Source organism: Sorangium sp. So ce385, from assembly GCF_051474135.1.
Lineage (GTDB): Bacteria > Myxococcota_A > Polyangia > Polyangiales > Polyangiaceae > Sorangium > Sorangium cellulosum_D.
On sequence record NZ_CP150337.1, the window covers coordinates 1800343 to 1813351 of the forward strand.

The window sequence follows — 13009 nt, forward strand, 5'->3', positions numbered from 1 at the left end:
GAGGTCGGTTACGGGTCTGGCCGGATCAGGGCGGATCCGCATCGCTTCCAGCAGGCAGATCAGAGGCATTGCCACCGACGATCACGAACAGCTGACGGGCGAGCGGCTCGATTTCCGGCGACAGTTCTTCGCCTGCTCGCCACTGTGACACGAGCACGGTCAATCTCTGCAAACGTTCAACATCCTCGTGAGTAACATGCTGCGGTCCTCCCTGCATGGATCCGAGAGCACGCATCTCGATGGTCTTGAGCAACGCAGATTCAAGCCGAACGAGACCATCGATCATGTTTGCTTCGTGCCTTGCCGCGAAGCAGCGCCACACGAGCATTTGCAGATATCCGATCCCGTTGAATAGTGCCGCAGCGATCTCCATGGATTCAAGTCGAGCTGCGTCTTCCTTGTCCAATTGCGCCTCCTCTACAGTTTAGATCGGTGTGTGCCCGTGTACGAGCACAGCGAAGCTACTGGTCTCCCGAATAAAAAGGAGCACGGGGAAATCACGGCGATTCATGTTAACTGGACGGCTCGACGTCAAGCACGTGCCCCATTACCTGCAATCGCTTTGTTTCCTAGCGCTTCCGGTGTTTCCGTCGGGAACGCGAGCTGCGCGCCCGATGAGCAGCCAGGAGACGCATGGGCGAACACGCCATTCCGCAGCGGAGCGACGCCGAGCTCGGCGTCGGTGCGCAGCTGTGGCACCCGCTGAACGGAGCCGGCAGCCTCAGGTCACGCCTCGGCACGGCCGGCGCTCGGCGAGCTCAGCGAGCGCGCCAGCGTCGACGCCTGGAGCGCGAGCCCGGGGCCATCCGTGTGGGCGCTGCTCCACATTCGTGAGGCTGGAGTAGACTTCGCGCATGGCCCACTCTGATCGACCCCATGAGCAAGACCTAGAGGATCAGCTCGACTGGGCGGCCAACGCCGAGGCCTGCGCGGTCAGCTACATCCGCAACCTCGCCGCCGCGCTCGAGCGCGGCGATGCCGAGCTCGGGGTGGATCCCTCGGCGTGGGAGAACACGATGGCCGCTGTCCAGTGGGCGATGATGGAGCACGTGCACGGGCGCGCGACATGGCCACCGACCATCACCCTGGAGGACGTTGAGCGGATGCGCCGGCTCCACGTGCTCGGCTCCGTGGCGCTCTCGGGCGGTGAGCGGCCGCCCGAGCTGCACCCGCTAGCTCTTCAGTGCATAGAGTCGCTGCTCGATCCGGGACTCTCCACGGACGAAGCCGACCGAGACGACCAGGAACACCTGGAGGATCAGCTCGACTGGGCGTCTAGTGCCGAGGTCTACGCAGTCGGCTATATCCGCATCCTGGCGGACGCGCTCGAGCGCGGCGATGCCGAACTCGTGGTCAGCCCCTCAGCGTGGGAGAACACGATGGCCGCCGTCCAGTGGGCGATGATGGAGCACGTACACGGCCGCATGCAGGGACCTACGGCCATCACCTTGGAGGACGTCCAGCGGATGCACCGGCTTCATGTGCTGGGCGCCGCAGCGCTCTCGGGCGGCGAGCGGTCGCCCGAGCTGTACCCGCTCGCTCTTCGGTGCATGGAGTCCCTAGTCGGCCCGGACTGGAAATGCATCTCGTACGAATTCGAGTCGAACGTGCGCGCCCTCAATCATGACGTCCACCCTGATACAGGCAGAGATGAAGATTCCCGATGAACCTACAGACGTGTCCATTTTTATAATAATACCAGCAGCAGTTGACTCTGAAGGCTGATCTGCACTGTCCTAGCAGTCCAAGGCCTACATTGCGCATGTAGGGATGGCGGCGTCCGGCCGCGCAGGAAATTCCTTGTTCGGCGCACCGCTCCATGCACTCTTCGCCGCGCTCGCTTTTCTTGCAGCGGATGACCTTGAGCGCGCTGCTTGCTTCTGCTGTTTCGGAGTCGCTCTTCGGTTCTTCATCGTCAGGTGTTGCATGGTCAGGTTCTGGTTCGCTGGTCTGTGCGGTGTCCTCCGTCTCCGACCTTGGTTCTATCGTTGGTGTGGCGCATGAGGCAACACACAGCGCGACCCCAGACAGAGAGAGCATGACGAGGAACGTTTGGATGGTTCGCATGGGTATCTGGACGCAAGCCGCGTACCTCGGCCTTTGCGCGTGAAGGTGCCAGATGATGCTGGCCTCTACCGTACGACCGGGGGCAGGAGGACGAGGAGAAGCTGCAGGAGCTCGGTCGGGGACCTCCAGCTGTAGCCTCCCTGGGAGGCGAGCCGTCCAGCTGCCCAAAACACCTCGCGCGGCACTTCGCGCGTCGTGCCGTGGACGCGCACACCGGCGACGTCGCGACACGGTCGATCCTCGGCCATCGTCCGGCGCCACGGCCGACGCCGGGCCGTCCCCCTCCGCCACGGCCGACGCCGGTAGCCGCTCCGGCGGCGACTCCACCGCTGACGAGCTTCATCAGCCCCTCGACCACGGCTTCACTGCACGGCGCGCCTCAATCGGCTCCGGCGAGCAGCCGCTCGATCTCGTGCATCGTCTCGACGTCATCGCCGACCATCGCCTTCATCGACTGGATCCTGCGGCACACGATCGCGGCGATCTTCTCTTCGACGGTACCGTCGGCATAGGCCCAGTAGACCTGCGCAAAACGTCCATCGCGGTGGCAGCGGCCCTCGATCTGCGCCATCTGGATCGCCGACCACCGCAGATCGTGGATCACCTCCGAGCGCGGGACCTCGTTGTGCTCTCCCTGGTGGAGCGAGATCCCTTCTTCCACGGTGAAGAGCGCGACGCGCGGCTCGCCGCGCTGGAAGCGGAGGCGCTCGGCCTCCTTCTCGCCGGCCGGCATCGCGCCGTGGATCAGCGCGCACGGGACGCGCTCGCGGGCCAGCGCGGCCTGCACGGCCTCGAGCGTCTCCAGGAAGGCGACGGAGACCGCGACCTGATGCCCGTTGTCGAGCAGCTCACGCACGAGCTCCACGGTGCCCGCCACGCGGATGAGCGAGCTCTTCTGCCGCAGGCGCAGCGTCGCGGCGAGGGCCGACCTCGGGTTCGCGCCCTTCGGCACGAGCTCCATCTCCCGGCGGAACGCGGTCCACGCGCGCGCGTAGAGCTCGCGCGCGGAGGCGTCGAGCTCGATGGGGGTGAGGATGCGGTTGATCTCGGGCCAGCCGGCCACGTCCTCCGGGCGACGCCGCATCCCCACCGCGGGACGGCCGTCGAACAGGAGCGCGCGCACCTTCTCGCAGTCCGCCGGATCGCCGCGCCAGTCCCACCTGCCGAACGCGCCGCGCGTGACCCCGAGCCCCTGGCCTTCGCACCACTGCTCGAAGTCCTTGAGATCCGCGGAGCGGCTCCCGGTCGCGCTCGCCAGGAGCGGCGCGAGATACGATAGCTCCAGCGGATTCTGCCCCGCGGTGGCCGAGAGCCACAGCACGAACCCTGCGCGTGCGTTGAGCTTCACCGCGAGCTTGGAGCGCGCCGCCGCCGGGTTCTTGCAGCGGTGGCTCTCGTCCCAGATCACCGCGTCGAACTCCGCGGCGCTGCCGGCGCGCGCGAGGCCCTTCTTCGATCGGATCCTTCGCCGCGCCTCCGGGGTCACCTCGAAGAGCTTGCCGAGCCGATCATAATTGACGATAACGATCTCTTTGCCTGCGTCGCCCATCGCCTCGACCGTGCGGCGCCAGTGCGCGACGACGGCGAGCGGGCAGACGATCAGCACCGTCGCGACGTCCGGCATCCGGAGGACCGCGGCCCAGGCGGTGATCGTCTTGCCGAGGCCGACGTCGTCGGCGAGGAGGAACCCGGCGCGCCCCTCGGCCTTCGCGGCGGCGATGGCCCGCACGCCGTCCAGCTGGTGCGGGCGGAGGACGATCGCCCCCGCGGGGGCGGCCGGCGCGGGCGCTGGGTCGTCGTTGAGCTCGCGCTCGATGCGTCGCTCCCACGAGTATGGCGCGGCGCGGAACGGCGCGAGGGCCGGCGGGAGCGTCTCTGCGCGAGCGACGAACACGCCGTGCGCCGCGTCCCAGCGCGCGCCGCTCGCGGACGCGACCGCGCGCATCGCGAACGGAACGTCGAGCACATGGGCTCGCTCCGGCGCCGTACGCGGAGCAGCGACCGCTGGAGCGGCCGCGCTGGGGGCTCTACGAGGGGCCGAGACCGTTCGTTTGGCGCGCATCGTCGTCATGACGGCCCTGATACCAGCGCGGCCGCGCGATTGCGCAGGAATCGGCCTTCATGGCGAGGCGGCGAGCCTCCCCAGCCAGCGCGCTGGGCCGGCCGGGCGCCACGTGTGGCCCCCGCGAACGCGCCTGGAGGAACCCGCTCGGGACCAGCGCGCGGGTACGGTGGGCGGCCGCCGCTGCGAGCCAGCGCCGCGGGGGAGCTTGCTAGCCCTCCCACCCGCGTCTGCCCCGCCTCCTGCCGCCGGTTTCGGCAAAAGCGCGCGCTCGGTCCACGTCAGTTCACGTCAGTCCACCTCAGTTCACGTCGACGTAGAAATCGACGCTCTGCAGGTTCGTGATCGGCCCCTCCCAGATCTCGAACCCGACGGCGACGGCGTTCACCTGGTTGCCGGGCACGCTGAGCCCGCGCGTCTGCGCGTCGCGCACGAAGTCCATCACGTCGAACTCGATCTCGTAGCTGTCGTTGCCCTCGGCGCGCACCCAGTTCGTGATCGGCAGCCCGTTCACCATGCCGTTCCAGATGTTCCACGTGCCGGGGACGTTCGCGACCGTCACGCCCTGGTGCGCGGGGTTCGGCTGCCCGGCGGGCTGAAAGCGCGTCGGATCGCGCAGCCACACCATGAGGTAGCCCTGGAGCTGCGTCCCGTTGCCCATCCAGATGTCGTACGCGGCGTTGTACTGGCCCTCGTTGCCGTTCTTGGCCCAGCGCCAGCCGGTGCGCAGGCTCGTGATCGAGGCGCTCGGCGCCGGCAACCCGCAATCGGGCACCTCCCTCACCGAGTAGCGGCCGCAAAACACGGTCGGATACGAGGCGGGCTGCCCCATCGAGCCGGCAGAGCCGCTCATGCTCTCCACCGTGAACGACGTGCCTTCCCACGAGACGGTGTGGCTGTCGAACCCGGGGCCCCAGCCGTTGGTGATGAGCACGTACGGCGTGCCATTGCGCGAGACAAGCCCCGTCTCGTACCGCTCGCTCGACCTGCCCGACCCTTCCATCGTGCCGGTGCCGAGCCCCGAGCCCGGGTTCGCGGTGCCGCCCGTGCCGGTGCCGTCGCCCGCGCCGCCGCCGCCGGTACCTGCCGCTCCGCCGCCGCCCGTCCCCGCCGTGGTGCCGACGCTGCTGCCCGCGCCGCCGGTGCCGCCGCTCGCGTCGCCGGTCCCGACGCTCGTGCCGCCGGTGCCGCCCATCGAGCCGCCGCCGCTGCCCGCGCCGCCGCTCGTCGAGCCGCTCGCGCCCGGCAGCCCGCCGGAGCCGGTCGCTCCGCCGTCGTCTCCGGGGTCAGAAGAACCAGAGCAACCCGCGACAAGGGTCGCCGCCAGCGAGAGCCGTGCGAAAGACTTGGTCAGGGTAAGCGCTTGCATGCCGCGGAACATACACCTGAATACCGGCGCACGGCGGCGCGCGGTGACGCCGCTTTGCCAAAAAGCAGCGCGCGGCTTGAACGTTTTCAGCAACAGCGACGGCGTCACCGCTCCGCTCTAAAAGTGCGGCGTGCTTCGAACCAGCAGCTTCGCGAACCCGACGTCGCTCCGTCGATGTTGACGCTCTGCGTCCTCGCGTGGGAGCAGCGCCGCGCGCTACGGCGCGCCGCTCGCGCGAAGACCGGTCGGCAGCCGCTGAGCCTGTTGCTCGACCCGTCGAACCATCCACCAGAGTCGCCGGCGGCGCAGGGAGCTCTCGTGGGAAGGGGATGAATCAACTTCATCGTTCTTTACGATATTTCACACGATAGCGTCGCGCGTCGCGCGCGCAGGCCAAGATGGCGAATGCCGGGAATAGGGCGTAGCGCGCCCATTGACGAGACGAAAATTCGCGTCTAACAACACGGGTGACCGGTTCGGCGGGCTTATCGTTCCTGTGCCCTCGCGAGGAGGGCATCGTCGTTTCCGTGTCCGCGCTCGCTGGACGCCTCCCTCGCGGAGCCGAGGGCCAGCCGCGTCGTCGCCCTGCCGAACCAGGGCGCGACGATGGGGCGCTTTGCCATCAACTTGGGTAAGATCTATGCACAACCTCGAGAGCAGATGGGACATGTGGGTAGCCGCTGCAGCGCTGGCGCTCGTGCCGGCATGCGGCGACGGCTCGACGGAGCCGATCGGCACATCCCAGGCCGCGCTGCAGGGCGCGAACGGGATCAGCGCCAATCTCGTGATCGACTCGCAGTGGGGGCAGGGGTACTGCGCGAGCATCACCGTGAGCAACCAGCACGCGAGCGCCACGACGGGGACGTGGAGCGTCGGGCTCGACGTCGGCTCGGGCGCCATCTTCTCGAGCTGGAACGGCACGTTCAGCGGAACCACGGGTCAGATCACGGTCACCCCTCAGGGCAACAACGCCGCGATCCCTGCGTCGGGCAACGTCCAGCTCGGCTTCTGCGCCAACATCCCGAGCCCGGGGATCCAGCCGGTCCTCCTGTCGGTGAGCAGCGACCTGCCCCCGATGGGCAACGGCGTGGCGATCGCAGAGTACAAGTTCCCGGCCGCGGTCGACGCGATGGTCAGCCCTGATTACGCGACCGAGCTCTGGGCGTCCTTCTACCGCCCGGCGAGCCTCGAGGCAGGCCGGCAGTATCCGCTGCTCGTGTTCATGCACGGGAACCACCCCACCTGCGGCACGGGCCAGAACCCGCGGGTGGACAACAACAACCAGTATGCCGCGACCGGGACGTGCCCGGCGAACTACGTCGTCGTCCCCAACCACCGCGGCTACGACTACATCGCCACGGACCTCGCCGCGCGCGGCTACTTCGTGGTGTCCATCAACACGAACCGCGGCATCCACGCCGCCTCGAGCTCGCCGAGCGACGAGCTGGTCATCGGGCCGCGCGGGCGCCTGCTGCTCCGCCACCTGGAGCGGCTGAGCCGCTGGGACAGCGGCGCCGAGGCGACCCCCACGGCGCTCGGCGTGGATCTGCACGATCGCATCGACTTCGACCAGGTCGGGCTGCTCGGGCACTCGCGCGGCGGCGAGGGCGTGCGGTTCGCCTACAACGAATACCGCCGGAGCGGCAGCCCGTGGCCCGCGCTGATCGAGAGCCCGGTGAGCATCCGCGGGATCTTCGAGATCGGCCCGACCGATCAGGGCCAGAACGGCCAGCGCCTGAACGCCGACCAGACGGCCTGGAACGTGATCCTGCCGGCCTGCGACTGGGACCTGAGCGACCTGCCCGGGCTGCGCCCGTTCGATCGCATGATGAGCATCCCCGAGCCGGAGCCGCTCTTCAAGTCCTTCTATCATGTGTGGGGCGCCAATCACAATTACTACAACAGCGAGTGGCAGCTCGCGGACGCGAACGGCGGCGGGATCACGGGCTGCATCGACCACGAGGCGCTCTTCGACCCGACGGAGTACGGGTCGCCGGCGCAGCGCGAGACGGGTCGGCTCGCGGCCGTCTCCTTCTTCACCGCCAACGTGGGCGACGACCGCGACGAGGCCGCGAACGCCCTGTTCGACCCCGCCTTCCCGTTCCCGAACGTCCCCTACCGCGTTCGCCGCGGCTATCACCCCGGCGGCGACTCCGCCGACAGCCTGTTGCTCGAGGATTTCATCAGCCCGACCGGCACGAGCTCCTACGGCCTGCCGAACACCACCGGCGGCACCATCACGGTGGAGCACATCTCCCTGAGCGGACACGATCCTTCGCACTCGGGCGCCTGGATCCACGACGTGGTCGAGGGCAGCTCGACGTTCTTCCAGTCGAACTGGTCCCCCGTCGGCACGGGCTTCGATCTCACGGGGTACGACTATCTCGATCTCCGCGCCGACCGCAGCTGGGGCTCCGACCCGGCCGAGGTGTCGTTCCTTGTGGAGCTCGTGAACGCCGACGATACCCGGTCGAGCGCCGTCGCCATCGGCGACTACCTGGAGCTCGGCCCGCCGCCGCGCGGCGGCAGCACGCTGCCGACCGCGCGCATCCCGCTGTCCTTGTTCACCGGCGCCACGCTCGATTCGGTGCGCGGGGCTCGGCTGACCTTCACCACCCCGCTCAACGGAAACAGCGTGTTCGTGGCGAACCTCCGCGCGACGCGCGCCACCACCGAAGCGCCGGCGGCTGCGGCGCGGCTCGCCCCCGTCGCGTCGAGCGCGGCGCCGCCCATGTCCATCGCCCGCGCCGCCGGCGCGACCGCCCCCGCGCCGCGGCGGATCACGGCCGGCAACGCCATCAAGAGCATGAAGATCAGCGGCCCCGACGCCGTCGAGATCACGCTCACCAGCGCTGAGTTCTTCGACCTCCGCGCCACGGGCCTGGTGCTCACCGTCGGCGCCGAGCGGAGCATCCGAGCGCACCATCCGAACGGCGATCTCCACACCGTCCAGTTCGTGCTCCCGCGCGCCGCCTTCGACCGCCTCGCCGCGCAGGAGCCGGTGCGGGTCGACTACGGTCCTGGCTCCTCCGTGGTCTGGGACTTCGGTCGCCTCGACAAGACGGCGCTCGCTCCGTGAGCCGACGTCGGCGCGCCCCCGGCCCGGATCGAGGCCGAGCCGGGGCGCGCCGGGCTCCGCGCGCAGGTCGGCGCGCCGAGCGACTCATCACGATAGGCACGCCGGGGCCATCATCGCTTTAAGCCCCCTTAAGGAGCACCCCCGCCGCCCGCTTCCATCGTCCCTCCGTTCGGCGAAGTCGCGCGCCGAACGGGGGACGCCACGCCCCGCTTCATCGTCGCTCCTTTCTTCGCGAACGTCGCCCTCCCCGCCGCCGTGGCCGCCTGCGGCTCCGGTCGGCCCGCACTCGTATCTCCGCCGCTGGTCAACTCCGTCCTTGCTGTCGTTCCCGTCTCGCCATCGCTATGGAGCTGGCGGAGGTCCCAGCCGGGCGGCGCCCCGGCGCTCGCCATGGACTTTTCCCGCCGGGCGCGCCGATACTCGGGGCCGATGCAGCGAGGGGACGTGCTCGGGGGGCGATTCGAGATCGTGAGCCGGGCCGGCGCGGGCGGCATGGGCGCCGTCTTCCGCGCCGTGGATCGGCGCTCGGGCGACGCCGTCGCCGTCAAGGTGCTCCTCGACGAGCGCGGCGCCGGCGACGACCTGCGCTTCTCTCGCGAGTCCAGCGTGCTCGCGGACCTGTCGCACCCCGGCATCGTGCGCCACGTCGCGCACGGGCTCGACGCCTCGGGCGCGCCGTGGCTCGCCATGGAGTGGCTCGAGGGCGAGGATCTCGAGCAGCGGCTTCGACGCCACGCGCTCCCCGTGGACGAGGCCATCACGCTCGCCGCGCGCGTCGCCGCCGCGCTCGCGGCGGTCCACGCGCGCGGCGTCGTCCACCGCGACCTCAAGCCGGGCAACCTGTTCCTCGTGGACCGCGACGTCGCGCGCGTGAAGCTGCTCGACTTCGGGATCGCCGGGCTGGACACGGCCACGCGGCTCACCCGGTCAGGCGTCCTCCTCGGTACGCCGGCGTACATGGCTCCGGAGCAGGCCCGGAGCGGGCGGGACATCGACGCGCGCGCCGACGTGTTCGCGCTGGGCTGCGTGCTGTTCGAGTGCCTCACCGGCCAGCCGGCCTTCTCCGGCGCGAGCCTCATGGCCGTCCTCGCGAAGATCCTGTTCGAGGAGGTCCCGCGGTCGAGCACCCTGCGCCCCGACATCCCGCCCGCCCTCGACGCGCTCTGCGCCCGGATGCTCGCCAAGAGCCCGGACCACCGCCCCCGCGACGGCGCGGAGGTCGTCGCGGCGCTCGCGGCCCTGGGCGCCTCGCCGCCGTCGCCGCCGCCGGCGCCGCCGGACACGCGCCGCCCGTCCGCGCTCACCCGCAAGGAGCGCCGCGTGCTCTCGGTGGCGCTGATGGCGCCGGCGCCGCGGCTCTCCCCCGACCCGGCGAGCCCCGACGCCGAGACGCAGACCGCGGCCGTGTCGCCGGATCTGCGCCGGGACGTCGAGGCGATCGGGGCGTGCCTCGAGCTGCTGGCCGACGGATCGATGCTCGTGACCCTCCTCGGAGGCGGCGTCGCCACGGATCAGTCGGCGCAGGCAGCCCGCTGCGCGCTCATGCTCCGCGCGGCCGGCGGGGGCCGGCCCGTGGCGCTCACCACCGGCCGGGTCGAAGTCACGGGCGGCTTGCCCGCCGGCGACCTCATCGACCGCGCCGCCCGGATGCTGGCGCCGATGATGCTGGCGCAACCCGGGCCGGCGCTGCCGGGCGCCCTTCCGCCGGCCGCCGGGCGCGGGGCGCCCATCGCCATCGACGAGGTGACCGCCGGGCTGCTCGACGCCCGCTTCGAGGTGGCCGAGACCGAGGCGGGCCTGTGGCTCCTCGGCGAGGAGCCGCTCGCCAGGGGCGCGCGCGTGCTGCTCGGCAGGCCCACGGCCTGCGTCGGGCGTGACTGGGAGATCGCGACGCTCGAGGGCCTGCTCGCCAGGTGCATCGAGGAGCCGCGGGCGCGCGCGGTGCTCGTCACCGCGCCGGCCGGCGTGGGCAAGTCGCGCCTCGCCTACGAGATCGTCCGCCGCGTCCGCCTGCGCGAGGAGCCCGTCGCGGTCTGGATCGGCCGCGGCGACCCCCTCCGCAAGGGCGCCGCGTTCGGCATGCTGCGCCAGGCGATCCAGGGCGCGTGCGGCATCCGCGACGGCGAGCCGCTCGAGGCGCGCCGGGACAAGCTGCGCGCGCGCGTGGCCGAGCGAGCGCCCCGGGAGGACGCGCAGCGGGTGGCGGAGTTCCTCGGCGAGCTGCTCGGCACGCCGTTCCCCGACGAGGACAGCACGCCGCTGCGCGTCGCCCGCGGCGACGCCCGGGTGCGCGGCGACCAGATGCGCAGGGCCTGGCTCGATTTCGCCGCCGCGGCGTGCTCCGCGCAGCCGCTGCTCCTCGTGCTGGAGGACCTGCACTGGGGCGACCTGCCCACGGTCCAGCTCGTCAACGACGCCCTGCGCCAGCTCCACGACCGGCCGCTGCTGGTGCTCGCCCTGGCGCGCCCCGAGGTGCACGCGCTGTTCCCCGGGCTCTGGGACGGCAGGGATCTCCAGGAGCTCCGCGTGAAGGAGCTGAGCGCCCGGGCCAGCGAGCGGCTCGTGCGGCAGGTCCTCGGCGATCGCGTGAGCGCCGACACCGTGGCGCGGCTCGTGGCGCAGTCCGACGGCAACGCGTTCTACCTGGAAGAGCTCATCCGCGCGACCGCCGAGGGGAGCCCGGACGCGCTCCCGGAGACCGTGCTGGCCATGGTGCAGTCCCGGCTGGAGCGCCTCGACGGCGCCGCGCGGCAGGTGCTGCGCGCGGCGAGCGTCTTCGGGCGGGTGTTCTGGCCGGGCGCGGTGGAGGCGCTGCTCGGCGGCCCTGACGGCGCCCCGGGCATCGCCGAGCACCTCGAGCGCCTCGAGGGGCTGGAGTGGATCAACGCGCGCGACGAGGCGAGGTTCGAGGGCGAGCGGGAGCTCGTCTTCCGCCACGCCCTCGTGCGCGAGGCGGCCTACGGGATGCTCACCGACCACGACCGCGCGCTCGGCCACCGGCTCGCGGGCGAGTGGCTGGAGCGCGCCGGCGAGCCCTCGGCCGCGGTGATCGCCGAGCACTTCGATCGGGGCGGCGAGCCGCTGCGCGCCGCCGCCTGGTACCACCGCGCCGCGGCGCAGGCGCTCGCGGCGAACGACCTCGCCGCGGTGTTCTCGTGGACCGGGCGCGCCCTCGAGCTCGGGGTGGACGGCGAGGCGCGCGGCGAGGTCTTCATGTACCGGGCCGGGGCGCACAACTGGCGCGGCGAGGGCGCCGAGGCTGCCCGCTGGGCCACCATGGCCGTGGAGGCGCTGCCCCGGCGCAGCGCGTCCTGGTACGCCGCCGTGTCCGAGGCGGCGAACGCGATGTGCTCGCTGGCGCAGCACGACCGCCTCGCCGCGCTCGCGCGTGAGCTCGCGGACTCCTGGGACGGGGAGGCGGTGACCGGCGCGCTGGTGACGGCGGCCGCGACGACGGCGACCCTCATGGCCGTCAACGGCCAGAGCGCGCACGCTGCGCCGCTTCAGCCCCGGATCGACGCCGTCGCCGAGCGGTTCCAGAGCGACCCCGCCGTCTGCGGGGCGGTCTTCCGCGAGCGCTCCTACCGCGCGATGTACGCCGGCCGCCGTGCCTCCGGCCGAACCTGGCTCGAGCGCTCGGTCGCTGCCTACGAGCGCGCCGGGAACCTGCGCCAGGCCTGCTTCTGCCGGATGGAGCTCGGCGTGCAGGAGCACTTGCTCGGCGCGTACGCCGAGGCGGCGGCGCGCCTCCGCGCCGCGCTCGCCGACGCCGAGCGCATGGGCCTCGAGGGCTACATGGCCCTGGCGTGGATTTTCCTCGGCGGGTCCCTCTTCCGCATCGGCGCGCTCGACGAGGCGCGCGAGGTCCTGCAGAAGGCCATCGCCTTCTTCGAGGCGCTGGGCGATCGGCGGTGCGCCGGTACATCGCGCGCCGTCCACGCGCGCTACCTGCAGCGCGCGGGCGATCTCGCTCGGGCCGAGGCCGAGGCGCGGCGCGCGATCGACCTGCTGGAGGGGTGGCCGATACTCGTGCTCGCGCGGGCGAGCCTGGCCGCCGTGCTTCTCGCGGGCGGCCGGGTCGCCGAGGCGCTCGTCGAGGCGGGCACGGCGACCGCGCTCGCTGACGCGCTGGGCACGGTCGAGGCGGGGGAGCCGCTCGCCCGCCTCGTGCACGCCGAGGCGCTCTTCGCCGCCGGCGATCTCCCGGCGGCCCGGTCCGCCATCGCCCGCGCCCGCGCGAGGCTCCTCGACGCCGCGGCCCAAATCGACGACGCCGCGCTGCGCGAGCGTTTTCTTCAGGGCATCGAGGAGAACGCCCGCACGCTCCAGCGCGCGCGGGAATGGCTCGACGAGGGCGTCTCGGCGCGGTGAGCCGACGATCTCGGCTCTCTGGGCCATCGACTTTACGCAGGAGAGATGAAAGAGTCCCGCG

Annotated in this window: 6 protein-coding genes; 3 read left to right on the forward strand and 3 right to left on the reverse strand. The window is 71.4% G+C overall.

Annotated elements, in window-relative coordinates; translation table 11 throughout:
• Positions 1–25 precede the first annotated feature (25 nt).
• Positions 26–406 carry a hypothetical protein gene (locus tag WME83_RS06620; RefSeq protein ID WP_437318398.1) on the reverse strand — a complete coding sequence of 127 codons (381 nt, stop codon included), beginning with the start codon at positions 404–406 and terminating at the stop codon, positions 26–28.
• 448 nt (positions 407–854) lie between these two features.
• Between WME83_RS06620 and WME83_RS06625 the strand changes: the two genes are divergently transcribed.
• Positions 855–1667 carry a hypothetical protein gene (locus WME83_RS06625; RefSeq protein ID WP_437318399.1) on the forward strand — a complete coding sequence of 271 codons (813 nt, stop codon included), beginning with the start codon at positions 855–857 and terminating at the stop codon, positions 1665–1667.
• Positions 1668–2446: 779 nt separating this feature from the next.
• Here WME83_RS06625 and WME83_RS06630 read toward each other — a convergent pair.
• Together WME83_RS06630 and WME83_RS06635 are read right to left on the reverse strand one after the other, a co-directional pair.
• On the reverse strand, positions 2447–4033 hold the full coding sequence (locus WME83_RS06630) for an SNF2-related protein (RefSeq protein ID WP_437318400.1): 1587 nt from the start codon (positions 4031–4033) through the stop codon (positions 2447–2449).
• A gap of 397 nt (positions 4034–4430) precedes the next feature.
• Complete coding sequence (locus WME83_RS06635; RefSeq protein ID WP_437318401.1) at positions 4431–5498, reverse strand: GH12 family glycosyl hydrolase domain-containing protein; 1068 nt, start codon at positions 5496–5498, stop codon at positions 4431–4433.
• Positions 5499–6165: 667 nt separating this feature from the next.
• On the opposite strand from WME83_RS06635, the gene WME83_RS06640 reads away from it, so the two are divergent.
• Together WME83_RS06640 and WME83_RS06645 are read left to right on the forward strand one after the other, a co-directional pair.
• Positions 6166–8577 carry a cellulose binding domain-containing protein gene (locus WME83_RS06640; RefSeq protein ID WP_437318402.1) on the forward strand — a complete coding sequence of 804 codons (2412 nt, stop codon included), beginning with the start codon at positions 6166–6168 and terminating at the stop codon, positions 8575–8577.
• A gap of 429 nt (positions 8578–9006) precedes the next feature.
• Positions 9007–12948, forward strand: coding sequence for a serine/threonine-protein kinase (locus WME83_RS06645; protein ID WP_437318403.1), 3942 nt, complete (start codon positions 9007–9009; stop codon positions 12946–12948).
• Positions 12949–13009: the final 61 nt, after the last annotated feature.